Origin of the sequence: Janthinobacterium sp. CG_23.4 (assembly GCF_029892305.1) — a bacterium.
GTDB classification, from domain to species: domain Bacteria; phylum Pseudomonadota; class Gammaproteobacteria; order Burkholderiales; family Burkholderiaceae_D; genus Janthinobacterium; species Janthinobacterium lividum_D.
Genome location: NZ_JARXUX010000001.1, coordinates 463,846 through 488,267 on the forward strand (window position 1 = coordinate 463,846; position 24,422 = coordinate 488,267).

26 protein-coding genes are annotated in these 24,422 nt (G+C 62.7%); 12 read left to right on the forward strand and 14 right to left on the reverse strand.

The window, feature by feature from the left end:
* The first annotated feature begins 15 nt into the window (after positions 1–15).
* Positions 16–894 (forward strand): pseudouridine synthase, encoded by an 879-nt coding sequence (locus tag H4V96_RS02080; protein ID WP_010393156.1) that lies wholly within the window; start codon positions 16–18, stop codon positions 892–894.
* Between the two features lie 6 nt (positions 895–900).
* On the opposite strand, the gene H4V96_RS02085 is transcribed toward H4V96_RS02080, so the two are convergent.
* The gene (locus tag H4V96_RS02085) at positions 901–1,677 is read right to left on the reverse strand and encodes an exodeoxyribonuclease III (RefSeq protein WP_010393158.1); all 777 of its coding nucleotides are present in this window, start codon (positions 1,675–1,677) and stop codon (positions 901–903) included.
* A 108-nt stretch (positions 1,678–1,785) separates the two neighbouring features.
* Here H4V96_RS02085 and pyrE point away from each other — a divergent pair, with 108 nt between their 5' ends.
* Positions 1,786–2,448 (forward strand): orotate phosphoribosyltransferase, encoded by a 663-nt coding sequence (pyrE, locus tag H4V96_RS02090; RefSeq protein WP_196856105.1) that lies wholly within the window; start codon positions 1,786–1,788, stop codon positions 2,446–2,448.
* On the opposite strand, the gene H4V96_RS02095 is transcribed toward pyrE, so the two are convergent.
* Both H4V96_RS02095 and H4V96_RS02100 read right to left on the reverse strand, forming a co-directional pair.
* Complete coding sequence (locus tag H4V96_RS02095; RefSeq protein WP_157998689.1) at positions 2,445–2,687, reverse strand: GNAT family N-acetyltransferase; 243 nt, start codon at positions 2,685–2,687, stop codon at positions 2,445–2,447. The two genes, pyrE and H4V96_RS02095, sit on opposite strands and share 4 nt — an antisense overlap.
* Entirely contained in the window at positions 2,687–3,430 is a 744-nt protein-coding gene (locus H4V96_RS02100; RefSeq protein ID WP_196856104.1) for a sulfite exporter TauE/SafE family protein, read from the reverse strand. Before H4V96_RS02100 ends, H4V96_RS02095 begins: the two co-directional genes overlap by 1 nt.
* Positions 3,431–3,555: 125 nt before the next feature.
* On the opposite strand from H4V96_RS02100, the gene H4V96_RS02105 reads away from it, so the two are divergent.
* The 4 genes from H4V96_RS02105 (at position 3,556) to H4V96_RS02120 (ending at position 6,161) form a co-directional block, all read left to right on the forward strand.
* Positions 3,556–4,449, forward strand: coding sequence for a LysR substrate-binding domain-containing protein (locus H4V96_RS02105; protein ID WP_196856103.1), 894 nt, complete (start codon positions 3,556–3,558; stop codon positions 4,447–4,449).
* A gap of 21 nt (positions 4,450–4,470) precedes the next feature.
* Positions 4,471–5,346 carry an alpha/beta fold hydrolase gene (locus H4V96_RS02110; protein ID WP_010393170.1) on the forward strand — a complete coding sequence of 292 codons (876 nt, stop codon included), beginning with the start codon at positions 4,471–4,473 and terminating at the stop codon, positions 5,344–5,346.
* 93 nt (positions 5,347–5,439) lie between these two features.
* Positions 5,440–5,631, forward strand: a complete 192-nt coding sequence (locus H4V96_RS02115; protein ID WP_010393172.1) for a YqaE/Pmp3 family membrane protein — start codon at positions 5,440–5,442, stop codon at positions 5,629–5,631.
* Positions 5,632–5,696: 65 nt separating this feature from the next.
* Positions 5,697–6,161: a carboxypeptidase regulatory-like domain-containing protein gene (locus H4V96_RS02120; protein WP_196856101.1), complete on the forward strand. Its 465-nt coding sequence runs from the start codon at positions 5,697–5,699 to the stop codon at positions 6,159–6,161.
* A gap of 59 nt (positions 6,162–6,220) precedes the next feature.
* Here H4V96_RS02120 and H4V96_RS02125 read toward each other — a convergent pair whose 3' ends face one another.
* The 4 genes from H4V96_RS02125 to gatC form a co-directional block, all read right to left on the reverse strand.
* Entirely contained in the window at positions 6,221–7,258 is a 1,038-nt protein-coding gene (locus tag H4V96_RS02125) for an oxidoreductase (RefSeq protein WP_196856100.1), read from the reverse strand.
* A 119-nt stretch (positions 7,259–7,377) separates the two neighbouring features.
* On the reverse strand, positions 7,378–8,853 hold the full coding sequence (gene gatB, locus H4V96_RS02130) for an Asp-tRNA(Asn)/Glu-tRNA(Gln) amidotransferase subunit GatB (RefSeq protein WP_280721170.1): 1,476 nt from the start codon (positions 8,851–8,853) through the stop codon (positions 7,378–7,380).
* 37 nt (positions 8,854–8,890) lie between these two features.
* Positions 8,891–10,387, reverse strand: coding sequence for an Asp-tRNA(Asn)/Glu-tRNA(Gln) amidotransferase subunit GatA (gene gatA, locus H4V96_RS02135; protein ID WP_196856098.1), 1,497 nt, complete (start codon positions 10,385–10,387; stop codon positions 8,891–8,893).
* A 51-nt stretch (positions 10,388–10,438) separates the two neighbouring features.
* Positions 10,439–10,741 (reverse strand): Asp-tRNA(Asn)/Glu-tRNA(Gln) amidotransferase subunit GatC, encoded by a 303-nt coding sequence (gene gatC, locus H4V96_RS02140; RefSeq protein ID WP_010393184.1) that lies wholly within the window; start codon positions 10,739–10,741, stop codon positions 10,439–10,441.
* A 351-nt stretch (positions 10,742–11,092) separates the two neighbouring features.
* On the opposite strand from gatC, the gene H4V96_RS02145 reads away from it, so the two are divergent.
* From H4V96_RS02145 to H4V96_RS02170, 6 genes are all read left to right on the forward strand, one after another.
* Positions 11,093–12,136 carry a rod shape-determining protein gene (locus H4V96_RS02145; protein ID WP_010393186.1) on the forward strand — a complete coding sequence of 348 codons (1,044 nt, stop codon included), beginning with the start codon at positions 11,093–11,095 and terminating at the stop codon, positions 12,134–12,136.
* A gap of 101 nt (positions 12,137–12,237) precedes the next feature.
* Positions 12,238–13,308 (forward strand): rod shape-determining protein MreC, encoded by a 1,071-nt coding sequence (gene mreC / locus H4V96_RS02150; RefSeq protein ID WP_196856097.1) that lies wholly within the window; start codon positions 12,238–12,240, stop codon positions 13,306–13,308.
* On the forward strand, positions 13,305–13,817 hold the full coding sequence (gene mreD / locus H4V96_RS02155) for a rod shape-determining protein MreD (protein WP_010393191.1): 513 nt from the start codon (positions 13,305–13,307) through the stop codon (positions 13,815–13,817). The genes mreC and mreD overlap by 4 nt, the downstream gene beginning before the upstream one ends.
* 12 nt (positions 13,818–13,829) lie before the next feature.
* Positions 13,830–15,797, forward strand: a complete 1,968-nt coding sequence (mrdA, locus tag H4V96_RS02160; protein ID WP_070345828.1) for a penicillin-binding protein 2 — start codon at positions 13,830–13,832, stop codon at positions 15,795–15,797.
* Positions 15,798–15,870: 73 nt separating this feature from the next.
* Positions 15,871–16,986 carry a rod shape-determining protein RodA gene (rodA, locus tag H4V96_RS02165; protein ID WP_010393195.1) on the forward strand — a complete coding sequence of 372 codons (1,116 nt, stop codon included), beginning with the start codon at positions 15,871–15,873 and terminating at the stop codon, positions 16,984–16,986.
* Positions 16,986–18,029, forward strand: coding sequence for an SPOR domain-containing protein (locus H4V96_RS02170; protein WP_010393197.1), 1,044 nt, complete (start codon positions 16,986–16,988; stop codon positions 18,027–18,029). The genes rodA and H4V96_RS02170 overlap by 1 nt, the downstream gene beginning before the upstream one ends.
* Before the next feature lie 69 nt (positions 18,030–18,098).
* On the opposite strand, the gene H4V96_RS02175 is transcribed toward H4V96_RS02170, so the two are convergent.
* Genes H4V96_RS02175 through argS form a run of 7 tightly spaced genes read right to left on the reverse strand, consistent with a single transcriptional unit; the run spans position 18,099 to position 24,329 of the window.
* Entirely contained in the window at positions 18,099–18,797 is a 699-nt protein-coding gene (locus H4V96_RS02175; protein WP_196856096.1) for an SPOR domain-containing protein, read from the reverse strand.
* Positions 18,791–19,549, reverse strand: coding sequence for a type III pantothenate kinase (locus H4V96_RS02180; RefSeq protein WP_196856095.1), 759 nt, complete (start codon positions 19,547–19,549; stop codon positions 18,791–18,793). The genes H4V96_RS02175 and H4V96_RS02180 overlap by 7 nt, the downstream gene beginning before the upstream one ends.
* 4 nt (positions 19,550–19,553) lie before the next feature.
* On the reverse strand, positions 19,554–20,357 hold the full coding sequence (locus H4V96_RS02185; protein ID WP_070345826.1) for a biotin--[acetyl-CoA-carboxylase] ligase: 804 nt from the start codon (positions 20,355–20,357) through the stop codon (positions 19,554–19,556).
* Between the two features lie 15 nt (positions 20,358–20,372).
* Positions 20,373–21,155: an SDR family oxidoreductase gene (locus tag H4V96_RS02190; protein ID WP_070345825.1), complete on the reverse strand. Its 783-nt coding sequence runs from the start codon at positions 21,153–21,155 to the stop codon at positions 20,373–20,375.
* 46 nt (positions 21,156–21,201) lie between these two features.
* Positions 21,202–21,873, reverse strand: a complete 672-nt coding sequence (locus tag H4V96_RS02195) for a thiol:disulfide interchange protein DsbA/DsbL (RefSeq protein WP_010393206.1) — start codon at positions 21,871–21,873, stop codon at positions 21,202–21,204.
* A gap of 9 nt (positions 21,874–21,882) precedes the next feature.
* Positions 21,883–22,599: an SPOR domain-containing protein gene (locus H4V96_RS02200; protein ID WP_280720671.1), complete on the reverse strand. Its 717-nt coding sequence runs from the start codon at positions 22,597–22,599 to the stop codon at positions 21,883–21,885.
* Between the two features lie 20 nt (positions 22,600–22,619).
* On the reverse strand, positions 22,620–24,329 hold the full coding sequence (gene argS, locus H4V96_RS02205; RefSeq protein WP_070345823.1) for an arginine--tRNA ligase: 1,710 nt from the start codon (positions 24,327–24,329) through the stop codon (positions 22,620–22,622).
* Between the last annotated feature and the right edge of the window lie 93 nt (positions 24,330–24,422).

The following is a 24,422-nucleotide window of genomic DNA, read 5'->3' on the forward strand; positions in this document are numbered from 1 at the left end:
CCTGTGCCGCTACCCATGCGCGACGGCGTCGCGCCCAGCTATCTGTGGCTGCCGGAGGGGCAGTGGCCGGACATGATCAGCTTCCTGCTCGAGCGCTATCCGCAGATCAGCGCCGCGCAATGGCAGGACCGCATGGGGCGCGGCGAAGTGGTCAACGGCGACGGTGCCGTGCTGGGCCCCGACAGCGCCTACCGGCGCGGCATGCGCATTTTTTATTACCGCGAGCTGGAACGCGAAACGCCGATCCCCTTTCACGAGGAGATCCTGTTTCAGGACGCGCATTTGCTCGTCGTCGACAAGCCACATTTTCTGCCCATGACGCCGGGCGGGCGCTTCGTGCAGGAGACCTTGCTGACGCGACTGAAGAAACAGCTCGACAGTGCCGACCTGACGCCGATCCACCGCCTCGACCGCGAGACCGCTGGCGTGGTCATTTTTTCGCGCCAGATAGCCAGTCGCGGCGCCTATCAGTCGCTGTTCCAGCGCCGCGAAGTGCGCAAGACGTACGAGGCGCTGGCGCCTATCCTGAGGCGCGGCGATTTTCCGCTCGATTTTCCGTTCACTTACCGCAGTCGCATGGTCGAGGGCGAGCAGTTTTTCCTCATGCGCGAGGAAGCGGGCGAGCCGAACTCGGAGACCGTCATCGATGTGATCGAGCGGCGCGGCGACCTGTGCCTGTACCGTCTGCAGCCGCATACGGGGCGCAAGCACCAGTTGCGCGTGCACCTGGCGGCACTCGGCATTCCCATCGTCAACGATGCGTTTTACCCGCTGGCCCTGCCATGCAAGGAAGACGATATGTCGCAGCCTTTGCAGTTGCTGGCACGCGCGATCGATTTCACCGACCCTTTGAGCGGCGAGCCGCGCCACTTTGAGAGCCGGCGCAGCCTGTGAGGGCGCTTACGCCTTGATGGTGTAATCGATGATCAAGGGCGCGTGGTCGGAAAAACGTTCGTCCTTGTACACGCTGACCGTATGCGCCTGCGCCGCGATGCCAGGGGTGGCGACGTGGTAATCGATGCGCCAGCCCACGTTCTTCGCGTAGGCCTGGCCCCGGTTGCTCCACCACGTGTACTGCTCTTCGCGTTTATCCAGGCCACGGTGCACGTCGACATAGCCCACTTCGTCGAAGACGCGCGTCAGCCACGCGCGCTCTTCCGGCAGGAAGCCGGAATTTTTCTTGTTGCCCTTCCAATTTTTCAGGTCGATTTCGTGGTGGGCGATGTTCCAGTCGCCGCAAATGACCACTTCGCGTCCCAGGGCCTTCAATTCCAGCAGGTGCGGCAGGAACAGCTCCATGAAGCGGAACTTGGCTTCCTGGCGCTCCGGGCCGGACGAGCCGGACGGGCAGTACACGGAAATGACGGATAGTTTGCCAAAATCACAGCGCACATAGCGCCCTTCGGCATCGAATTCGGGGCTGCCGAAACCGATATGCACGGCGTCCGGTTCCACCTTGCTGTACACGCCCGTGCCCGAATAGCCTTTTTTCTCGGCGTAGTGGAAATGGCCATGATAGCCGTGCGGGTTGAGGAATTCCGGCGTCATGTCGGGCAGTTGCGCCTTCAATTCCTGCACGCAGATGAAATCGGCCGTTTGCGTGCCCATCCAGTTGAAAAAGCCTTTTTTGGCGGCAGAACGGATGCCGTTCAGGTTGGCAGAAATAATTTTTGGCATAGGTCTAGAGTGAAAGGACGCTGGCCTGGGCCGGCGGGCGCGGCATGGCGATTGTCTCGCCGGTGCGCGCGGATTAAAATACAGGCACTTTTAAAAAATGAGGCTAATGTGAATAATTTACGCCAGCAGTTTATCGCGTTTTCAGTATCCAAGGGAGTCTTGCGGTTTGGCGAGTTCACCACCAAGGCCGGACGCCAGTCGCCGTATTTCTTTAACGCGGGCCTGTTCCATGACGGCGCCACCCTGGCCGAGCTGGCGCAGTTCTACGCGCAGACCCTGCTCGACTCGGGCGTCGAATTCGACATGCTGTTCGGCCCCGCCTACAAGGGCATCACGCTGGCGTCGGCTACAGCCGTGGCGCTGGCCGGCAAGTGCCGCAACACCTCGTTCGCCTTTAACCGCAAGGAAGCCAAGGACCACGGCGAAGGCGGCACCATCGTCGGTGCCAAGCTGCATGGCAAGGTCGTCATCATCGACGATGTGATCTCGGCCGGCACCTCGGTGCGCGAATCGGTAGACATGATCCGCGCCGCCGGCGCCGAGCCATGCGCCGTGCTGATCGCACTGGACCGCATGGAGCGTTCGGGTCCGGACGGCCAGCTGTCGCCCAGTTCGGCAGTGCAGGAAGTATCGAAACAGTATGGCATTCCCGTCATCTCGATCGGCAACCTGGACGACTTGTTCGGCTACCTGAATGGCGCGGGCGCCGATCCGGAACTGCTGAAATATAAAGAGGCTGTTTCCGCGTACCGCAATCGGTATGGAATTTAAGTAGTCCTCTCCAGCAGCGCCCGCAGCCGCGGGTCGCTGCAGGTAGCGCTGGCCGATGGGTGGCATTGCAACAAGCGCCGCAACAGCGCGCCGCCGATGCCGCGCCGCCGGAACGGCGGTTTCACGAACAGCATGTTCACCGTCACCCCGTCCGCGTACTTGCTGATGTCGAGCATGGCCACTTGCTGGCCGTCGATCCACGCGCACAGCGCCCTGTCGCCTTGCCAATCGATGTGCATCACGCCAGCCATGGCTTGAGCGCCGCATGCAGGCCGAGGGCGAACAGCCCGGTAAAAAAGCAGCGCTTGAATACTTCTTGTGCGATGCGCCCGCGCAGCCATTGACCGGCCAGCATACCGGCCAGCGCCGGCAGCAGCGCATACGCGGAAGCGCCGGCCGTACCGAGGCTGAAGTCGCCGTGCACGGCCAGGCTGGCCGCCAGCGCAATGGTCGATGCCGTAAAAGCCAGTTCCAGCGCCTGCACCAGCGCATCGCGTGGCAGTCCCAGTGCCTGCAGATACGGCACGGCGGGGATGACGAACACGCCCGTGGCGGCCGTCACCAGCCCCGTCGCCGCGCCCGCCATGGGTCCCAGCCAGGCTTCGTGCCGCGCCGGCACGCGCAACTGCAGCGAGAATAATCCCGCCAGCGCATACAGCATCAGCGCCACGCCCAGTGCGACGACGGCCCCGATACCGCTGTCCTGCGGCAGCAGGGCGCCACCTGCCAGCGTGCCGGCCATGACGGCGGCCAGCATGGGCCACAAACGGCGCAGCAGGGCGTGCAGGCCGGGACCGGCCGCCAGCTGCCAGACATTCGTCACCAGCGACGGCACGATCAGCAGCGCTGCCGCCTGCACGGGCGGCATGACGAGACTGAGTGTGCCCATGGCCACGGTCGGCAGGCCCAGTCCGACTACGCCCTTGACGAAGCCTGCGACGAGGAAGCTGGCGCCGACGGCCAGCAGGAATGACGTCTCCATCTTTTTATCCCAAATTGATTTTGCGTGGATTCTGCGCTTGCCCGTGACTTTCGCCAAGGTGGATTATGTTGAGTCAGCCTAAGGGATAGCCGAAGGCTGATAAGATGGCGAAAAGGAGAGCTGTCATGCGTTTTGATCTGGTCGATTTGCAGCTGTTTGTCAACGTGGTGGAGGCGGGCAGCCTGACGGCGGGCGCCGCGCACAGCCATCTCGCATTGGCCTCCAGCAGTGCACGCGTGCGCGGCATGGAAGAGATGCTGGGCATGCCCCTGCTGCTGCGCGGGCGGCGCGGCGTGGCGCCGACACCGGTAGGGCAGACGTTGCTGCATCACGCGCGCCTCGTGTTGCTGCAAATGGAGAAAATGCGCGGTGAGCTCGGCGAATTTGCGCTTGGCTTGAAAGGGCAGTTGCGCCTGCTGTGCAACACGGCTGCACTCAGCGAATTTTTGCCCGAGGCGCTGGGCGCTTTCCTCGACCGCCATCCTAACCTGACCATCGACCTGGAAGAGCGCCTCAGTTACGATATCGTCAAGGCCGTCTCGGAAGGGCTGGCCGATATGGGCATCGTGTCCGACTCGGTCGACATGCGCGGCTTGCAGACGTTTCTGTTCCGTCCTGACCGGCTGGTGGTGATCGCGGCGGCCGATGGCGTGCATCACCGCGCCTTGGGCCATGATGGCGCCGTCGACTTTGCCAGCTTGCTCGATCACGATTTCATCGGCCTGGCCGACGACAGCGCGATGCAGCAGTACCTGGGCATGCACGCGGCGCGCCTGGGCCGCCCGCTGAAGGTGCGCGTGCGCCTGCGCAGTTTCGATGCCGTGTGCCGCATGGTGGCCAGCGGCGTTGGCATCAGCGTGGTGCCTCTGGCGGCGGCAAGCCGCTGCCAGCAGACGATGGCGCTGCGCTGCCTGGAATTATCCGATCCCTGGTCGGTACGCAATCTGACTATTTGCGTGCGCCAGTTCAGTGAATTACCCCTGTATGCGCGCCAGTTGATCGATCATTTGAAAGCGTGACAGGGCATGACAGGAGCAGCGATGCGTTTTTCAGAAGACAAGATGGCCAGCCTGCTGTGCAGCGACCGGGTCGAGCGGCCCATCCACATCTGGCAGCCGCCACCGCCACTACAGCCGCGCGCCGTGATCCTGGCGATCCACGGCGGCATGGCGCATGCGGGCGACTATGTCACGCCGGCGCTGTTCTTCCGCCAGCACGACATCGCCACCGTCAGCTTCGACATGGTCGGCCATGATGGCAAGCGCAAGGTCGATATCGCTTCCTTCGACGCCTTCCTCGACGACGCGCAGCTGTTCCTCGCCTGGGTCAAGCAAACGTATCCGGGCGTGCCGATTTTTGTCATGGGCCACTCGATGGGGGGCTTGATCGCCACCCACCTGGGACTGCGGCGTTTTGCGGGCGACCCGGCCATCAAGGGATTTGTCATTTCATCGCCGTATTACGTGAATGCGATTCCCGTGCCGCAGGTGCTGCAGATGCTGTCGGGCTGGCTGGCCAGGCGTTTCCCCCTGATGAAAGTGCCGCTGGGCAATCTGACCATGTTGCTGACGCACGATCAAGCCATCACTGCACGCCATTTCCAGGACGAGCGCGACGGCATCCGCGCCAGCGCCGCGTCGGTACGCTTCGCCCATGCATTGACGTCGGCGCAAAAGCAATTGGCGGGTGGCTTGTCGGATTGGCGCTTCCCCCTGTTTGCCGCAGTGGCGGGCGACGACAAGCTGGCCAACAGCGGCGCCACGGAAAGCCTGCTGCGCAGCGTGCCCGATGGCCTGCTCGACTACCATTTCTACCCGGCCAATTACCACGAGAATTTCAATGAAGTGAACCGCGAGACGATCTTTGCCGCGATCCTGGCCTGGATGGAAAAACTGTGTGTGCCAGCAGCAGTGTGAGGCACAGGTATCGTTATAATCGGCTTAGCTGAATTGACTGCCGGCGTGCCGGCCCGGTCCCCGCGGCACAGGGGAATACTCAAGGAACGAACGATGCGCTTACTGATTGCCCTGATACTCCCGTGGCTGACCTTTTTTACCATCGGCCGCCCGATTGCCGGCATCATTTGCCTGATCCTGCAAATCACCGTGATCGGCTGGCTGCCAGCGACGATCTGGGCCGTGTATGCGCTGAGCCAGTACAAGACGGACCAGAAAATCGCCGAGGCCATGCGCCGCCGCTGATCGTGTTCTAACGCTGGCTTAAGCTGCGTTTCCCATCTTGATTCAAACAACATAAGGACAGTGAGATGGCACCAGACAAACGCGGTACCTTGAGCCTGGCGGCGGCGATGCTGGCCGGCGCGCTGTTGTTGGGAAGTGCAGCGCAGGCGCAGAGTGTTAGCGCTTTGCCGCCTGTGCAAAAGAGCGGCGCGGTGCAATACCTGAGCGGCGGCATCGGCCTCGATGAGTCGTCTGCCATCAAGAGTGCGAGCCGGCATTGGCCCTTGAGCCTGGTGTTTTCCGTGCAAACGGCGGGCAAGGCGCAATTGGCCTCCGACGTGAAGCTGGAAATACGCGATGCCAAGGGCATCATGGTGCTGGAAACGACGGCCAGCGGACCATTCCTGCTGGCGAAACTGGCGCCTGGCAGCTACAGCCTGCGCGCCACCCTGGCCGGCCAGACGTTGGAACGCCAGGTGCAGGTCAAGGCGCGATCGTCGGCGCGCGTGGAACTGGTCTGGCCGGCGGGAACGAACCAGGGCCAGTCTTGATGCCGCGCGTCGTGCTGCTGGCCGCCTTCATCAGCTGACCCTGATCCACTGAGCTTGCATCAGCTGACCGCGAGCACGCGGCCTTCTGCCGCGCTTTGCTGTGCCAGTTCGATCAGGCGTATCGTCGCCGCCGCATCTTCCGCTGCCACGGGCGCCGGTGCGTCGTGGCGAATCGCGTCGGCCATGCCCTGGTAAAAGTCCTGGTAGCGGCCCGCCTGCATTTCCAGGTGTTCGCAATGTCCGTCCGGCTGCGTGCCCAGGTGTAGCGCGCCGCGCACGGGGTCCTTGCCCCAGCCAGGCTGTCCCGGCCTGCCGCCCGCCTTCAGTGCATCTTCCTGCGGATCGAGGCCAAACTTGACGAAACTACCCTTGTCGCCATGCACGGCGAAGCGCGCCGTCGGCGCCTTCACCAGGCAGCCGGCTTGCAGCACGACGCGCAGGCGCTCGTAGTACAGCACAAGGTGGAAATAATCGACTGCCTGGGCGCCATCACGCTGCAGCACGATATCGGCAGACAGTTTTTGCGGCTGGCCGAACAGCTGCATGGCCTGGTCCAGCATGTGCGGGCCCAGGTCGTACAGCAAGCCGCCACCGGGCGCGTCGGACTCGCGCCAGCGCTGGCGGATCTCGGGGCGGAAACGGTCGAAATGCGATTCGACGCTGGTGATGCGCCCCAGCGTGCCTTGTGCCAGCAACGCCTTCAGGGTCAGGAAGTCGCCATCCCAGCGCCGGTTGTGGTACACGCTGAGCACCAGCTTGCGCTCTTGCGCCAGCGCGATCAGGCTCTGCGCTTCAAAGCTGGAAATGGTGAATGGCTTGTCGACCACCACATGCTTGCCCGCTTGCAGGGCCGCCAGGGCCAGGCTGAAATGCGCTTCATTGGGCGCGGCGATGACGACCAGCTCGATGGACGGATCGGCAAACAGCTGCGCCGCTTGCGCATACACGGTGGCGTTCGGCCAGTCCTTGTGCACGAGGTCCGGCTTGCTGGAGGCGACGGCCGTCAATTCCAGGGCGTCGACGCTGGACAGCACGGGGGCGTGGAAGGTGGCGCCGGCAAAGCCGTAGCCGACCAGGCCGGTTTTGATCTTGTTCATGGCGGGTTCACAGGTGCGTCGAAGAATCCATGATCATACCTGCAAGCGTGCGGCGCCAGCACCAATGCGGCGCATAAAAAAAGGGATGCCGCAGCATCCCTTCCTGGCAAGCGGGGAGCTTATCCCGCCAGCTTGGCCTTCAGCAGTTCCGTCAGCTGGGCCGGATTGGCCTTGCCTTTGGATGCCTTCATGGCTTGTCCGATCAGCGCGTTGATGGCCGCTTCCTTGCCGGCGCGGTACTGCTCTACCGACTTGGCGTTGGCCGCCAGGACTTCATCGACGATGGCTTCCAGTGCGCCCGTGTCCGAAATCTGTTTCAAGCCCTTGGCATCGATGATGGTATCGACCAGATTTTCGTCGTTTGATTTGTCTTCCCACATGCCGGCGAAGACTTCTTTCGCCGCCTTGTTCGAGATCGTGCCGTCGGCGATGCGCTTGAGCATGGCAGCGAGCTGCGCGGCGCAGACGGGGGCGTCGTCCAGGTCCACGCCTTCGCGGTTCAGGGTCGACGCTACGTCGCCCATCAGCCAGTTGGCGGCGGCCTTGGCGTTTTCCTTGCCGGCCTTGTCGACCACGGCGACGAAATAGGTGGCCATGGCTTTCGATTGCGTCAGCACCAGAGCATCATATTCAGGCAGCGCGTATTCGCTGATGAAGCGCGCGCGCATGGCGGCCGGCAGTTCCGGCATCGAGGCCTTGACCGTGGCGATCCACTCTGGCGAGATAACCAGCGGCGGCAGGTCAGGGTCCGGGAAGTAGCGGTAATCCTGGGCGTCTTCCTTGCTGCGCATTTCGCGCGTTTCCTTGCGATCCGGATCGTACAAACGCGTCGCTTGCACCACCTTGCCGCCGTCTTCGATCAGCTCGATCTGGCGGCGCACTTCGACGTGCACGGCTTCCTCGATGAAGCGGAAGGAGTTCAGGTTCTTGATTTCGCAGCGGGTGCCGAATTCCTTCTGGCCGACAGGGCGCACGGAGACGTTGACGTCGCAGCGGAACGAGCCTTCCTGCATGTTGCCGTCGCATACGCCCAGCCACATGACCAGCGAGTGCAGGGCCTTGGCGTAGGCCACGGCTTCGGCGGCGCTGCGGATTTCCGGTTCCGAGACGATTTCCAGCAGTGGCGTACCGGCGCGGTTCAAGTCGATGCCGCTCATGCCCGCATAGTCTTCGTGCAGCGATTTACCGGCGTCTTCTTCCAGGTGGGCGCGCGTCAGGTTCACCGTCTTGGTGACGAATTGGCCATCCTTTTCATAGCCGAAGGTCAGCGCGCCGCCGATGACGACAGGGTCTTCGAACTGGCTGATCTGGTAGCCCTTGGGCGAATCGGGATAAAAATAGTTCTTGCGCGCGAAGACCGAGTGCGGCGCCACCGTGGCGCCAACGGCCAGGCCGAAGCGGATCGCACGGTCGACGGCTTGCTTGTTCATGACGGGTAGCACGCCCGGTAGCGCCAGGTCGACGGGGCTGGCCTGTGTGTTGGCGTCGGCGCCGTACTTGATCGGCGAACCGCTGAAAATTTTGGATTCGGTCGTGAGTTGCACGTGGTTCTCAAGACCGATGACGACTTCCCATTGCATAGTGTTCTCGCTTATTTTTTGGTGGCGCCGCCATGGCGGCGCGAATTTTTTCTTAGATGCTGGCAGTTGCGTTGCCTGGAGCGCGTGTATGCCAGTCTGTCACTTGCTGGAACTGGTGGGCCACGTTCAGCAGCTTGGCTTCGCCAAAATAATTGCCGATGATTTGCAGGCCGACGGGGCGCTTGGCATTTTTTTCGCCGCTGCCGAAACCGCAAGGGATCGACATGCCGGGCAGGCCGGCCAGGCTGGTCGACAGGGTGTAGATGTCGGCCAGGTAGTTCGCCACCGGGTCGTCCGTCTTGTCGCCCAGGTCCCAGGCGACAGTTGGCGCGACCGGCCCCATGATGACGTCGCAGACGGCGTTCGGGCCATTTAGTACGGCGTCGAAATCTTGCGCGATCAGGCGGCGGATTTTTTGCGCCTTCAGGTAGTAGGCGTCGTAGTAGCCGTGGCACAGCACATAGGTGCCGACCATGATGCGGCGCTGCACTTCCGGGCCGAAGCCCTGTGCGCGCGATTTCTTGTACATGTCCTGCAAGTCCTTGTACTCGGTGGCGCGGTGGCCGTAGCGCACGCCGTCGTAGCGCGACAGATTGGACGACGCTTCGGCCGGCGCGATCATGTAGTAGGCGGGAATCGACAGGGCGGTGTTCGGCAACGAGATGTCGACCAGGGTGGCGCCCAGCTTTTCATATTGCGCCAGCGCGCCGCGCACGGCCGCTTCCACGTCCTTGGCCAGGCCCTCGCCGAAGTATTCGCGCGGCACGCCGATGCGCAAGCCCGTCAGGGGCTGGCCCAGTTCGCGTGAAAAATCTTCCGCTACGCCGCCCTGTTGCGGTGACAGGCTGGTCGAGTCGCGTTCGTCGAAGCCGGCCATGGCGCTCAAGAGCAGGGCGCAGTCTTCGGCCGAGCGGGCCATCGGGCCGCCCTGGTCCAGCGACGAGGCAAAGGCGATCATGCCGAAGCGCGAGACGCGGCCATAGGTGGGCTTGATGCCGGTGATGCCGCAAAACGCGGCTGGTTGGCGGATTGAGCCGCCCGTGTCGGTGCCGGTGGCCGCTGGCGTCAGGCCGGCAGCAACGGCGGCGGCCGAGCCGCCGGACGAGCCGCCAGGCACTGCTGTTGTATCCCAAGGATTCTTGACGGCGCCGAAGGCCGAGTTCTCGTTGCCGGAACCCATGGCAAATTCATCGCAATTGACCTTGCCCAGGGTGACCATGCCGGCCGCCTGGAATTTTTCCACCACGGTGGCGTCAAACGGGCTGGCGTAGTTGGCCAGCATCTTCGAGCCGGCCGTCGTGCGCCAGCCTTTAGTGACGAACAGGTCCTTGTGCGCGATCGGCACGCCCGTCAATGGCGTGGCCGTGCCGGCGGCGATGCGCGCATCGGCTTCGGCAGCTTGCGCCAGGGTCAGATCACGGTCGACGTGCAGGAAGGCGTTCGAAGTGTCCGCTGCGATGCGGTCGAGGAAGTGCGTCGCCAGTGCAACGGCGGAAATTTCCTTGTTCTGCAAAAGCGTGGACAGCTGTTTGATGGATTTTGTATGCATGGCGTTTCTATTTTGATATTCGACGGGAAGACAAAAGCATGGAGCTGCGCTTTACTCGATTACTTTTGGTACCAGATAGAGTCCATCCTGGACTTTCGGTGCCACGGCCTGGTAGGCCTCGCGGCGATTTGCCTCGGTGGCAATGTCCTCGCGCAAGCGCAAGGCGATATTGTCCATGTGGGCGGCCAGCGGATGGCTCAGGGGGGCCACGCCATCGGTATTGACGGCTTGCATTTGTTCCGCCAGTGCAAAAATCTTGTTCAATTGGGCCAACGACGTGACGGCCTGATCGTCGGCCATTTCGAGTTGTGCCAGGTGGGCGATGCGTTTTACGTCGGAGAGTGTCAGGGACATGGCGAATGGCGCGGAGTGCCGCGCATTAGTATTAAGTTGGCGTTTTGATAAAACGCGAGTATGTACTGCTCTTTTGCGCATAAAAGCCAAGGAATGCCGCGTAATTTGCGGCTGCAAGAGTCGCACTTTTCCATGGTTTTTGAGCAAATCGCATTCAAATTATAAGGTAGAATGGCGGGTTAATGCGTTGCCGGCGCTGATGGACTGCTGCCGCAGCATAGAAAAGATTGCGCAAGCGCTAAGCGACACCCGAGAAAATCGTCTTCATGGATTTTCATGGGGCCTGAAAGCGCCCGCTTTGAAACTCCCCATAAACAGCTTTTGCGCAGCTCGATGCGCTACAGGACACTCATGTTTGGTTTTTTACGCAGGTATATCTCCACCGATCTGGCCATTGACTTAGGCACGGCCAACACCCTTATCTATGTGCGCGGCCTCGGTATTGTCCTGGACGAACCATCGGTCGTCGCCATCCGCCAGGAAGGCGGTCCGAATGGCAAGAAGACCATTCAGGCAGTCGGCAAGGAAGCCAAGCAAATGCTGGGCAAGGTGCCGGGCAATATCGAAGCGATCCGCCCGATGAAAGATGGCGTGATCGCCGACTTCACCGTGACCGAGCAGATGCTCAAGCAATTCATTCGCATGGTGCACGATTCGAAATTCTTCCGTCCATCGCCGCGCATCATCATTTGCGTGCCGTGCGGTTCGACCCAGGTCGAGCGCCGCGCAATCCGCGAATCGGCGCTCGGCGCCGGCGCATCGCAGGTTTACCTGATCGAAGAACCGATGGCTGCGGCCATCGGCGCGGGCTTGCCCGTGTCCGAAGCGACCGGCTCGATGGTAGTCGACATCGGTGGCGGTACCACGGAAGTGGGCATCATTTCGCTGGGCGGCATGGTCTACAAGGGTTCCGTGCGCGTGGGCGGCGACAAGTTCGATGAAGCCATCGTCAACTACATCCGTCGCAACTACGGCATGCTGATCGGCGAACAAACGGCCGAAGCCATCAAGAAGGCCATCGGTTCGGCTTTCCCTGGCTCGGAAGTGAAGGAAATGGAAGTCAAGGGCCGCAACCTGTCCGAAGGCATTCCGCGCTCGTTCACCATTTCCAGCAACGAGATTCTCGAAGCGCTGACCGACCCGCTGAACAACATCGTCTCGGCCGTGAAGAACGCGCTAGAACAGACTCCGCCGGAACTGGGCGCCGACATCGCCGAAAAAGGCATGATGCTGACAGGCGGCGGCGCACTGCTGCGCGACCTGGACCGCCTGCTGATGGAGGAAACCGGCTTGCCGGTGCTGGTGGCCGAGGACCCGCTCACCTGCGTGGTGCGCGGTTCCGGGATGGCCCTGGAGCGTATGGACAAGCTCGGCTCGATCTTCTCCTACGAATAATCGGATCAACGGGCCGGAGAGCGGGTCTCCGGCTTTGGTTTTGGCGCCGGCGTTCGACCGGGGCTTGCACGTTGGCGTACTGCGCCTGATTATTGGATGTCATGGAATACAGTCCTCCGCCACTTTTCAAACAAGGCGCTTCCGCCCGCGTCAAGATGATGGTGTTCGCCGGCATTTCTATCGCCCTGTTGCTGCTCGATTCGCGCATGCACGCCTTGACGGCCGTGCGCCAGGCAGTCGGCACCGTGCTGTACCCGGTGCAGATGGCTGCCCTGGTGCCGCGCGATGTGGTGCTTGGCGTCGGCAACTACTTTTCTTCGCTGTCCGCGCTGGAAAAACAGGTGCGCGACCTGAAGCACGAACAAATCGCCTCGGCACAGATCATGCAGCAGGCGCAGCTCAATATCGTTGAAAACAAGCAATTGCGTAAATTGATGGAGGCGCGCGAACGCGTGCCCGTCAAGACCCTGATGGCTGAAGTGCTGTATGACACGCGCGATTCTGCCACGCGCAAGCTCGTGCTGGACCGGGGCATGCAGCATGGCGTCGAGCTGGGCCGCCCCGTGATCGACAACCTGGGCGTGGTGGGACAAGTCACGCGCGTGTTTCCGTTCACCTCGGAAGTGACCTTGCTGACCGATGAAGAACAGGCCATTCCGGTGCAGCTGCTGCGCAACGGCGTGCGCAGCGTGGCCATCGGCCGCGGCAAGTCCGGCACCATGGAGCTGCGCTTTACGGCCCCCACCGCCGACATCCAGATCGGCGATATCGTTATTACCTCGGGCCTCGACGGCCTGTACCCGGCCGGCCTGGCCGTGGCGCGCGTGACGCTGGTCGAGCGCAATGCGCATGGTCCATTTGGCCGCGTCGTGTGCCAGCCTCTGGCCGGCATCGAACGCAATACCCAACTGCTGATCTTGATGACCTCGCCCGAGATGCCGGCCCGCCCGCCGAGCGAAGAAGTCAAGACGGGCCGCAAGATCGCTGGCAAGATGGCGCCGATCAAGGAAGCGGCCAAGGAGCCTGCTGCCGGTGCCGTGCCCGTGCCGGCGCCCGCCACGCCGGCCGCCAAGCCGGCCGCCAAGCCACCCGCCAGCCCGCTTCCCAAACCGGCGGCGCCTGCGGCTGCCACCACACCAGTTGCCGTGCCACCGAAGGAAGCGACACGATGAACCGCCCGCATTACATCCTGCTGCCGGTCAGCCCCCTGTTCATCGGTTTTTCCCTGCTGTGCGCTTTTCTGCTGAACCTGCTGCCGTGGGGGCAGTTCGTCGGCGTGCCTGATTTCGTCGCCCTGGTGCTGGTTTTCTGGGGTGTCCACCAGCCGCGCAAGGTCGGCATCGGTATGGCGTTCTTCATGGGTTTGATGATGGACGTGCACGACTCGACCCTGCTGGGCGAGAATGCCTTGGCCTACACCTTGCTGTCCTACTTCGCCATCATGATGCACCGCCGCGTGCTGTGGTTCCCCATCCTGACCCAGGCGCTGCACGTACTGCCGCTGCTGCTGCTGACGCAGGCCTTGCAGTTGCTGACGCGCCTGATCGTCTCGGGCCGTTTCCCCGGCTGGCTCAATTTCATCGAGAGCTTCGTCGCCGTGGCCCTGTGGCCCTTCGTCACATGGCTCCTGCTGGCGCCGCAGCGCCGCGCCGTGGACCGTGACCATAACCGGCCGATTTGACGCGCGCCTGCCATGACTGAACTTAAGAATACCGAGCGCGAACTGCATTTTTTCCGCATGCGCCTGAGCATCCTGGGCGCGCTTGTCTTTCTCTGCTTTTCACTACTGCTGGCACGCTTCATCTGGCTGCAGGTGATCAAACACGAAGACTACGCGACCAAGGCCGAAGACAACCGCATCGCCGTGGTGCCCATCGTGCCCACGCGCGGTCTGATCCTTGACCGCAACGGCGTGGTTTTGGCGCGCAATTACTCGGCCTATACGCTGGAAATCACGCCATCGAAACTGAGTACCAGCCTCGATTCGGTGATCGACGAGCTGTCAACCCTGGTGCAGATCGACATCAAGGATCGCCGCCGCTTCAAGAAGCTGCTGGAAGAATCAAAGAATTTTGTCAGCGTGCCTCTGCGCACGCGCCTGACGGATGAAGAAGTGGCCCGTTTCACGGCCCAGCGTTTCCGCTTCCCCGGCGTGGAGGTGCAGGCGCGATTGTTCCGCCAGTATCCGATGGGCGAGGTAGCGTCGCACGTGGTCGGCTTCATTGGCCGCATCAACCGCAATGAAGCCAAGGCGCTGGACGAGGGCGATGACGCGGCAAACTACAACGGCACCGACCATATCGGCAAGGAAGGCCTGGAAAAAAGCTATGAAAAGCAGTTGCATGGCACCACCGGCTACGAAGAAGTGGAAGTGTCGGCCGGCGGGCGCGCCATGCGCACCTTGTCGCGCACGGCAGCGACGCCTGGCAATAACCTGATCCTGTCGATCGACATCGAATTGCAAAAAGTGGTCGAGGAAGCGTTTGGCGAATGGCGCGGTGCGGCCGTGGCGATCGATCCGGCCACGGGCGATATCCTGGCCTACGTCTCCAAGCCCGGCTACGACCCTAACCTGTTTGTCGACGGCATTGACCAGCAAAGCTGGAATGAACTCAATACCTCGCTGGACCGGCCGATGGTGAATCGCCCCCTATCGGGCACCTACGCGCCAGGCTCGACCTTCAAGCCCTTCATGGCGCTGGCCGCCCTTGAATTGGGCAAGCGTACGCCGAGCCAGTCGATTGCCGATCCCGGCTTCTTCATCCTCGGCGGCCACACCTTCCGCGATGACAAGGTGGGTGGCCATGGCACGGTGGATATGCACAAGTCCATCGTCGTATCCTGCAACACCTATTACTATCAGCTGGGCCGCGATATGGGCATCGATGCCATCCACGACTTCATGAAGCCGTTTGGCTTCGGCCAGTTGACGGGTATCGACCTGAATAATGAAAAGACGGGCGTGCTGCCGTCGATGGAATGGAAGCGCAACCGCTTCAAGGCGCCACAGCAGAAAAAATGGGTGGGCGGCGACACGATTTCGGTGAGTAACGGTTCCGGCTACAATTCCTATACGCCGCTGCAAATCGCCCACGCAACAGCCAACCTGGCCAATAACGGCGTGGTGATGAAGCCGCATCTGGTGAAGATCATCGAAGACGCCGCCACGCGCGCGCGTACCCTGACGGTGCCGAAGGAAAGTTACCGCATCGCGCTCAAGCAGGAAAACATCGATACCATCAAGCGCGCCATGGTGGGCGTGACCAGCGAACAGGGCGGCACGGCCGCGCGCATCTTCGCTGGCGTGCAGTATACGGTGGGCGGCAAGACGGGTACGGCGCAGGTGGTGGGCATCAAGAAAAACGAGAAGTACAATGCCAAGCTGCTGGCCGAGCGCCTGCGCGACAATGCCTTGTTTACGGCCTTCGCGCCGGCCGACAAGCCGCGCATCGCGATTGCCATCGTGGTGGAAAACGCGGGCTTCGGTGCCGGCGTGGCTGCGCCGATTGCGCGCAAGGCGCTCGACTATTACCTGCTGGGCAAGCGCCCAAGCGACAAGGAAAAAGACACTACCAAGGTGCCGAAGGAAGATGTCGACGAAGTGCGCACCCTGGAAGAAATCACTGATGAGCAGGCTGCCCCGGCGGCGCCTGCCAGGTAACAATGAAACGTTTCCCATTACGCGAGGCGCACGCGATGGCGGCGCGCCAGACCCCAAGGCAATAAGGAAGCACATGCCCATTAACGAGAGGCGCTCGCTGTGGCGGCGCGCCAAGCCCTATCTGGCGGTGTTTGATCCGCCGCTGATGATCATCATCCTGATGCTGCTCTGTACCAGCCTGCTGACCCTGTATTCTGCCAGCATCGGCATTCCCGGCAAGATCGAGGACCACCTGCGCAACATCTTGCTGTGCTTTTTCGTCATGTGGGTGGCAGCCAACGTCACGCCGCAGATGATGATGCGCATCGCCGTGCCCGCGTACACGGTATCGGTGATACTGCTGGTGGCCGTGGCGTTGTTCGGCACGATCAAGCTCGGTGCGCGGCGCTGGCTGCATCTCGGCGTGATCGACATCCAGCCGTCCGAGTTCCTGAAGATCGCCACGCCCCTGATGCTGGCCTGGTTCTTCCAGCACAATGCGGGCGCCCTGCGCTGGAAATCGTTCCTGATGGCGGCCGTGCTGTTGCTGGTGCCCGTCTACCTGATCGCGCGCCAGCCCGACCTGGGCACGGCACTGCTGGTGGTGGCGGCCGGCTTTACCGTCATCTTCCTGGCGGGCCTGTCATGGAAAGTACTGGCCGGCTTGCTGATCACCTTTGTTTGCTGCCTGCCGATCGCCTGGTCGCATCTGCATGATTACCAGCGCGACCGTGTAATGATGCTGATCGACCCGACCAAGGACCCGCTGGGCAAGGGCTTCCATATTATCCAGTCCATCATCGCCATCGGCTCCGGCGGCATGACGGGCAAGGGCTGGACGCACGGCACCCAGGCGCACCTGGAATTCGTCCCGGAGCGCACGACCGATTTCATCTTCGCCGTGTATTCGGAAGAGTTCGGTCTGGTGGGTAATCTGATGCTGATGCTGATGTATTTGCTGCTGGTGGGACGGGGCATGATGATCGCCGCCAACGCCCCCAGTTTTTTCACTCGCCTGCTGGCAGGAGCGATCACAATGATTTTCTTTACGTATGCGTTCGTCAACATGGGCATGGTCAGCGGCATCGTGCCGGTGGTCGGCGTTCCCCTGCCTTTCCTCAGCTATGGCGGTACCGCGCTGCTGACGCTGGGCGTGGCCACCGGTATCCTGATGAGCATCCAGCGTCATCGCAAGCTGGTGCAGACCTGATGCGCGCGCCTTTCGATACCTTCGCCATGCGCGGGCTGGGCTTGCTTGCTTTGCTGAGCCTAGCCGCCTGCGGCACCTCGCCGCTCAAGCCTGCAGCCAATAATGTGCCGCTGCCGTCAGGCGGCAAGGCCAAGTCCGCCGCGCGCCCGGATCCGACCCTGCCGGTGTTGCCGGCGGCCGGCTCCGGGCGCGGCGGCTACTACAAGGATGATGGCCCGGGCGACAATCCGCCGGCCAACCTGCGCGATGTGCCGGATGCGGAAGTGCGCAACGAGCCGTATTCGACGCGCTCGAATCGTCCCTACGTGGTGTTTGGCAAGACGTACACGCCGATTACCGACAACGAACCGTTCACGCAGAAGGGCACGGGCACCTGGTATGGCAAGAAATTCCATGGCCAGCGCACTTCGTCGGGTGAAATCTACGATATGTACAAGATGACGGCGGCCCATCCGATCTTGCCGATTCCCTCGTATGCGCGCGTGACGAGCATCGACAGCGGCGCGCAGGTGATCGTGCGTATCAATGACCGTGGTCCCTTCCACGCCACGCGTGCGATCGATGTATCCTACACGGCGGCGCTGAAACTGGGCTTTCTGGGCAAGGGTAGCCATCAGGTAGTGGTGGAACGCTTGCTGCCAGCCGATATCGACGCCATGCTGGCGGCGCGAGCGGCGCCCAAGCCTGTACCGTCGGTGGTGGCCATCTCCATCGATACGCCAGTGGAAACGGGCACCGTGCTGCAGCCGCAGGTGTCGACGCAAATGCTGCCCGTCGATGCGACGCTGGCGATGCCGGCTCCGGCGGCGCTGCTGAGCGGCTTTTATTTGCAGTTGGGTGCCTACTCGCGCGCCGATAATGCGGAAACCGGGCGTGCGCGCCTGGCACCGTACGCGGCGGGCCTCGGTACGCTGGCGGTGGTGCAGGCAGGCAATTTGTTCCGTCTGTACGGCGGACCGTTCTCCAGCCGTGCCGATGCGGCCCGCGCAGCGGCGAATTTGCCGGAATCGACAGGCATCAAGCCCATCGTCATTCAAAGATAAAGCACCTGACAAAAGCGTAGCGAGCATCGCAGCTTGCCATCGCGACGCGCACCACGTTTGGTCAGGTGCTTACTTGCAGCTGCGCAGTTCCTGGTCCGGGAACTGTACCTTGATCTTTTCGAGGCGCGCGCGCGTAGCGGCATCGAGGTCGCGGAACTGGTAGGCCATCTGCTTGCTGGCGCTGTAGCGTGGCGCGATGCGGGCGCTGTGCACGCCCTGCCTGTTGAGCGATGCCAGCTGGTTTTGCGCGCCGCCTTCCGACTTGAAGACGCCCAGTGAAATGCCCCAGCGCAGCGCGCTGCCTTCATTGATGATGAAGTAATTCGTCACGCCCAGCTGCTTCAACTCGCCGGCCTTGCGGTCGGCGCCTTCCTTGCTGCCCTGCGGCGGGATGTACACCATGTAGCTGGAAATGTCTTGTCCGGCCACGTTGCGGCGCGACTGGCGCTCGCCCAGGTCCAGCGCTGCCACTTGTGCCTCGAAGCGGCGCCCGTCAGCGAGCAGGAAATTGCCCACCTCCGTGCAGGCATACGATGTTGGCGGCTCCGGTACGGCCGGTGCTGGCGTCGCAGCTGCCTCGGCGGGCGTTGGCGCAGCCGGTGTCATGGCCTGCTCCTGCGTCAGCAAGCTGAGCTTGTCCGCCTGCAGCTGGTTTTTCAGGCGCGCCGGTTCGCGCGTCTCGCTGCGAAAACTGCCCAGATAACCCTGGCCGATGGCCAAGACCAGCAGGTTGATACCGGCCAGCAGCCAGAAGACGAATTTCAGCATACGTGGTTTCCTTGTGTTCCTGCGGCACCGGCGCGCGCGGATGCCTGCAGGCCGAGCATGACGATATTGTCCACCAGCTGCAGCGGTACCGCCAGTGCCAGCGCCGGCGCGATACGCGCGGCGGCGCCGCCTGACAGCAGGCAGGCGCTGGCGCCGTGCATGCGCACTGCCCGTTCGATGGCGCCCGCTTGCGCGGCCAGGCATCCACTCAAAATGGCATCGTCCGTGTTGTCGGCAAAGCCGGCTGGCAGCGTGATGTCGCCGGCGATTTGCGGCAGCTGCGCTGTGTTGCGCGCCAGCGAACTGGCCATCAATCCCAGTCCCGGCAAGATCATGCCGCCGAGGAAAACGCCATCGGCCGTGATGGCATCGATGGTGGTGGCGGTGCCGCAATTGGCGACGATGACAGCTTGGCCAGGCGCCAGTACACGCGCGCCGATAGCGGCGGCAAAGCGGTCGCAGCCCAGCTGCGACGGCTCGCGGTAAGCGTTCCTGATACCGGCCAGTTGCGCCAGTGAGGCAAAGTCGCGCGCAGCTACCGGCAGCAAGGCCCGCAGGCGCATGCCGATGGCGCTGCCCGCGACGTTCGACAGCAGCGCTGCGCTGATGGCGAGCTTGGCCCATTGGCCTGCCAGCGTGTCGATCTGCGCATGCGCGACAGCGCCGCTGGCCAGCCAGCCGCCGACGTCACTTTCGGCGGCCACGAGTGCCCATTTGATGCGCGTATTGCCGGCGTCTATCAGCAGTAGCATGTACTTACTCCCCGCTCAGGCGCAGCGACACGTCGCCCGATATGATTTCCTGCAAGCCGCCCTCGGTGTGCAGCAGCAGGCGTCCCAGCTGGTCCACGCCAGCAGCCATGCCTTGCTGCAGCAGCTGGCCGTTGTCGAGGATGTTCACGCGCTGGCCCTGCCAGGCGTGGAGCAGATTCCAGCGTTCGGTAAACGGCGCGAAGCCGGTGTCGTCGAATTCGGCCAGCACGCCGGCCAGACGGCTGAGCAGGGCCGCCACCAGCGTATTGCGTTCCATCTGCGCCAGCCAGGGTACGGCCGAGACGCTGCGTCCGATCTGCTGTTCCAGCGCATCGGGCATCAGCAAATTGATGCCACAGCCAATCACGGCCCACACGCCGCCACTGTCGTTGCCCTGTGCCTGCTGCGTCTCGACCAGGATGCCGGCCAGTTTATGGCCATCCTTGAGTATGTCGTTCGGCCACTTCAATTGCACCGGCACGCCCAAGGACGTCATGCTTTCTGCCAGCGCCACGCCGACGGCCAGTGGCAGACCGACCAGTTGATGCAGCGGCCCCTTGAAGCGCCAGGCTAGCGAGAACATCAGGCTGGCGTCCGGCTGCGACACCCAGCGCCTTCCGGCGCGTCCGCGTCCGGCCGTCTGCTGGCCGGCGATGCGCAGGGTCGGCCCAGTCAGTGTGGCGCAGCGCGCCAGCAGGTCGGCGTTGGTCGAGCCAGTTTCGCCGACTACTTCGATGGCTACGTGGGAGGCGCCCGCGGCGCAATGGGCGGCGATGGCCGCGCTGTTCAGGTCTGAGTGCTTCGTCATTTTTTTTGGGTGGTTTTACTGGCTGTCGCCGGATGGCTTGCTACGCGCCTTGTGCGGCGCATTCGCGAAGGCCATGTCGTAGATGGCATTGGGCAGCACGCGCAGCAGCTTGGCGACGACGCCCATCTGCCACGGGATCACGCGGTAACTGTCACCGTCGGCGATGGCGCGCGCGGCGCGCGTGGCGAATTTTTCGGCCGGCATCAGGAAGGGCATGCGGTAGGCGTTGAGGCGCGTCATCGGCGTGTCGATGTAGCCGGGTGTGATGGTGACGACCTTGATGCCGGCCGGCTTGAGTTCCAGGCGCAGCGATTCGCAGTAGCTGATGACGGCTGCCTTCGAGGCGCTGTAGGCTTCGGCGCCTGGCAGGCCGCGTATGCCGGCCACGCTGCCGATGCCCACCAGGCGTCCGCTGCCCTGGGTTTTCATGGCAGCGATGAAGGGAGCGAAGGTGGCAACGGTGGCCGTGACGTTGATGGCGATGAGGCGCGCGAAGGCGTCGAGGTCTTCCGCGTGTTCGGTCAGAGTGCCGAACGACACGCCGGCGCTGGCGATGACGATATCGATTTGCCCGGCATGGGCGATGAAGTCCTGCGCCGCGTTTTTCAGCGCGGCGTGGTCGCACACATCGACGGCGTAGGCGCGGTGGCGTTCAGGGTGGGGCAGGGAGGCGATCAGCTGCTGCAGCGTATCGCCGCGGCGCGCCAGCAAACCGAGGCTGGCACCCTGGCGCGCATATTGCCGCGCCAGGGCGGCGCCCAGTCCGCTCGACGCCCCGGTGATGAAAACGCTGCGCATCAGGCGATGCGCGCGTGCCAGGGCAGCGCCAGGGAGCTAGACATGCTTATTTCTTTTCCGCTTTGGCTTTCGCAAGCAGCACGTCCATCACGCTGAGCGCCTGGGCATTCAGCTGCTCTTCGTTCTTGGCCGACTTGCTGCCTTGATCGGCTTGCGACGGCGACGTGATGTAACGGCCATCGATGGCGATCATGGGCCAGAAGCTGACGTTATAGCCTTGCATCATGGCGTCGGCACGGCGCACGCGCGCCGAGATCCCCATCGAACGGTAGGTGTCGATGAATTTTTGGCGTTCCACGCCCTGCTTGGCGACGAAGTCGAATACGGCGTCGTCGGTGGCCAGGCGGTTGCGCTCCACATGCATGGCGTGGAAGACGCTGGTGTGCAGCTTGTCGAGCAGGCCCATCGCTTGCAGGGTGAAGAACAAGCGCTGCTGTGGCGCCACGCTGTCATCGCGCGATACGTGCACGCGCTTGAAGACGATGTTGTCGCCCTGTTTCTTGACCCAGGCCGCCAGTTGCGGTTCGAGTACATTGCAATGCGGGCAGTAATACGCAAAAAATTCTGTCACTTCGATTTTCTTGCCCGACTCCGTCGCCTGCGGCGTGGCCAGGGTTTCGTACTCGACGCCATTCTTCGGCTCGGCCGGCGAGGCCGATGCGCCCAGGGCCGCAGTGCACAGGGCGGCGGCAAACAGTACTTGCTTCAAAAAACGCATGCTGGTTCCTTATTTTTGGTTGCGCACGACGGCGACATCGATGCCGTTTTCAGACAGCTTGGTGCGCGCGCGATTCATCGATTCGAGCTGGTTGAACGGACCGATACGCACGCGGTGCAGCACGCCGGCATCGGTGTTGCGGTCACTGATGGCCGCTTCGAAGCCCAGCAGCGCCAGTTTGCCGCGCGTGCTTTCGGCATCTGACATGTCATGGAAGGCACCGGCCTGCAAATAATAAATCCATTTTTCGCTGGCGGCATCGGCCTTGGCTTCAGCCTTCGTTTCGGCCTTGGCTTGCACTGCCGGCGCGGCGGCCGGCGTTTTCGGCGTCGGCTTGTCTTTCAGGGTACCGATCAATTCCTGTAATGCGTCCGGCGGCGGTGCCTTCGGCTGCTGCGCGGTAGCTGTCGCGGGCGCCACTGGCTGCGTCGGCGTGACGATCTCGCGTGGCTCCTTGGAGAAGTCGCGCGCCGCTTCCTTGGCCGCTTCCTTGTTGCCGTACATCGGCTTGTTCGGGTCGCTGATCTGGCCGGCCGTCGGTTCGGCCGATTTGCCAGCCTTGCCCGACTTGTCGGTGAAGGGCGAGGTACCCTTGGTGATCACCAGGGCAACCGCCACGGCGATGCCCAGGCCGATGACCAGGCCGATGATGATGCCGACCAGGGTATTACCCTGCTGGCGTCGGATCGGCCAGGTGCGCGAAGCGCAAGAGGAAGCGTGATTCATAGGCGGTATGACCTTCGCGATTACATTTTGTTCGGCGCGGACACGCCGATCAGTGCCAGACCGTTGCGCAGCACTTGGCGCGCGGCGATGACGAGGGCCAGGCGGGCCAGCTTGACGGCTTCGTCCTCGACCAGCACTTTTTCGGCGAAGTAGAAGCTGTGCAGGTTGGCAGCCAGGTCGCGCAGGTAGAAGGCGACTTGATGCGGTCCCAGTTCCGCTTGCGCGCGCGCCAGCATTTCCGGATAGGCGGCCAGGGTCGCCAGCAGGGTCGCTTCGGTCGGCGCCGTCAGGGGAGACAAGTCAACGCCGGCGACCGTGCTTTCATCACCGCCCCAGTTTTCCAGGATGCGGCAGATGCGCGCATGCGCGTACTGCACGTAATACACCGGGTTTTCATCCGTAGTTTTCAGCGCCACGTCGACGTCGAAGACGAATTCCGTGTCCGCCTTGCGCGAGATCAGGAAGAAGCGCACGGCGTCGCGGCCCTTGGTGATGTCGCCGCCGCCCGACCATTCGATCAGGTCGCGCACGGTGACGTAGGAGCCGGCGCGCTTGGAAATTTTCACTTCTTCGCCGTCCTTCATGACGGTGACCATCTTGTGCAGCACGTAGTCAGGGTAGCCTTGCGGGATGCCCATGTCGACCGCTTGCAGGCCGGCGCGCACGCGCGCAATGGTGCCGTGGTGGTCGCTGCCCTGGATATTGATGGCCTGTATGAAGCCGCGCTGCCATTTCACCAGGTGATACGCCACGTCCGGCACGAAATACGTGTAGCTGCCGTCCGTCTTGCGCATGACGCGGTCCTTGTCGTCGCCGAAGTCGGTGGTGCGCAGCCACAGTGCGCCATCTTGCTCGTAGGTGTGGCCTGCCTTGATCAGCGTTTCGACCGCGCTATTGACCTTGCCGTCCGCGTACAGCGACGATTCGAGGTAGTAATTGTCGAACTTTACGCCAAACGCCTGCAAGTCGATATCCTGCTCGTTGCGCAGGTAGGTGACGGCGAACGGGCGAATCGACTCGATGTCATCGATGTTGCCATTGGCAGTGGCAGGCTGGCCGTCGCTGGCCGAGACGGTCTTGCCGGCCTTGAAGTCGTTGGCAATGTCGGCAATGTAGTCGCCGTTATAGGCGGACTCGGGCCATTCGGCGTCGCCCGGCACGAAGCCGCGCGCGCGCGCCTGCACCGAATTGGCCAGGGTCTGGATCTGCACGCCCGCGTCGTTATAGTAGAACTCGCGCGTCACCTGGTAGCCTTGCGCGTCGAACAGCGAGGACAGCGCGTCGCCCAGCGCTGCCTGGCGGCCGTGTCCCACGTGCAGCGGGCCGGTCGGGTTGGCCGAGACGAATTCCAGGATGACCTGCTGGCCGGCGCCTGCCGTGCCGCGGCCATAGCTGTCGCCTGCACCGAGGATGGCCTTCACCACGGCCTGCTTGGCGGCGGCGCAGACGCGCACGTTGATGAAGCCGGGACCGGCGATTTCCACTGCCTCGATCAGGCCCTGGCCAGCCGGATTGGCCAGTACGGCCGCGACGATGGTTTGCGCCAGTTCGCGGGGATTCTGTTTCAGCTGCTTGGCCAGTTGCATGGCGATGTTGCAGGCGACGTCGCCATGCGATGCGTCGCGTGGTCGCTCGAGCACCACGGATGGCTCAAGCGAAGTGCCGGCCAGGACGGGAGCGAGGGCGGCCTGGAACAGGGCGATGATTTCTTGTTTCTGTTGGGCGAGCATGAGCAGGATGGCGGTGGAACCGCGTTAAGAATGAATAGAATGAATCACAAAGCAAAACGGACGGCCAGTACCGAGGCCGCCCAGACTGCGTTA

Coding starts and splice junctions, on each gene's coding strand:
- H4V96_RS02080 (WP_010393156.1), top strand. CDS start 16: ATGCGCGACGGCGTCGCGCCCAGCTATCTGTGGCTGCCGGAGGGGCAG.
- H4V96_RS02085 (WP_010393158.1), bottom strand. CDS start 1,677: ATGCCAAAAATTATTTCTGCCAACCTGAACGGCATCCGTTCTGCCGCC.
- H4V96_RS02095 (WP_157998689.1), bottom strand. CDS start 2,687: ATGCACATCGATTGGCAAGGCGACAGGGCGCTGTGCGCGTGGATCGAC.
- H4V96_RS02100 (WP_196856104.1), bottom strand. CDS start 3,430: ATGGAGACGTCATTCCTGCTGGCCGTCGGCGCCAGCTTCCTCGTCGCA.
- H4V96_RS02105 (WP_196856103.1), top strand. CDS start 3,556: ATGCGTTTTGATCTGGTCGATTTGCAGCTGTTTGTCAACGTGGTGGAG.
- H4V96_RS02110 (WP_010393170.1), top strand. CDS start 4,471: ATGCGTTTTTCAGAAGACAAGATGGCCAGCCTGCTGTGCAGCGACCGG.
- H4V96_RS02115 (WP_010393172.1), top strand. CDS start 5,440: ATGCGCTTACTGATTGCCCTGATACTCCCGTGGCTGACCTTTTTTACC.
- H4V96_RS02120 (WP_196856101.1), top strand. CDS start 5,697: ATGGCACCAGACAAACGCGGTACCTTGAGCCTGGCGGCGGCGATGCTG.
- H4V96_RS02125 (WP_196856100.1), bottom strand. CDS start 7,258: ATGAACAAGATCAAAACCGGCCTGGTCGGCTACGGCTTTGCCGGCGCC.
- gatA (WP_196856098.1), bottom strand. CDS start 10,387: ATGCATACAAAATCCATCAAACAGCTGTCCACGCTTTTGCAGAACAAG.
- gatC (WP_010393184.1), bottom strand. CDS start 10,741: ATGTCCCTGACACTCTCCGACGTAAAACGCATCGCCCACCTGGCACAA.
- H4V96_RS02145 (WP_010393186.1), top strand. CDS start 11,093: ATGTTTGGTTTTTTACGCAGGTATATCTCCACCGATCTGGCCATTGAC.
- mreC (WP_196856097.1), top strand. CDS start 12,238: ATGGAATACAGTCCTCCGCCACTTTTCAAACAAGGCGCTTCCGCCCGC.
- mreD (WP_010393191.1), top strand. CDS start 13,305: ATGAACCGCCCGCATTACATCCTGCTGCCGGTCAGCCCCCTGTTCATC.
- mrdA (WP_070345828.1), top strand. CDS start 13,830: ATGACTGAACTTAAGAATACCGAGCGCGAACTGCATTTTTTCCGCATG.
- rodA (WP_010393195.1), top strand. CDS start 15,871: ATGCCCATTAACGAGAGGCGCTCGCTGTGGCGGCGCGCCAAGCCCTAT.
- H4V96_RS02170 (WP_010393197.1), top strand. CDS start 16,986: ATGCGCGCGCCTTTCGATACCTTCGCCATGCGCGGGCTGGGCTTGCTT.
- H4V96_RS02175 (WP_196856096.1), bottom strand. CDS start 18,797: ATGCTGAAATTCGTCTTCTGGCTGCTGGCCGGTATCAACCTGCTGGTC.
- H4V96_RS02180 (WP_196856095.1), bottom strand. CDS start 19,549: ATGCTACTGCTGATAGACGCCGGCAATACGCGCATCAAATGGGCACTC.
- H4V96_RS02185 (WP_070345826.1), bottom strand. CDS start 20,357: ATGACGAAGCACTCAGACCTGAACAGCGCGGCCATCGCCGCCCATTGC.
- H4V96_RS02190 (WP_070345825.1), bottom strand. CDS start 21,155: ATGCGCAGCGTTTTCATCACCGGGGCGTCGAGCGGACTGGGCGCCGCC.
- H4V96_RS02195 (WP_010393206.1), bottom strand. CDS start 21,873: ATGCGTTTTTTGAAGCAAGTACTGTTTGCCGCCGCCCTGTGCACTGCG.
- H4V96_RS02200 (WP_280720671.1), bottom strand. CDS start 22,599: ATGAATCACGCTTCCTCTTGCGCTTCGCGCACCTGGCCGATCCGACGC.
- argS (WP_070345823.1), bottom strand. CDS start 24,329: ATGCTCGCCCAACAGAAACAAGAAATCATCGCCCTGTTCCAGGCCGCC.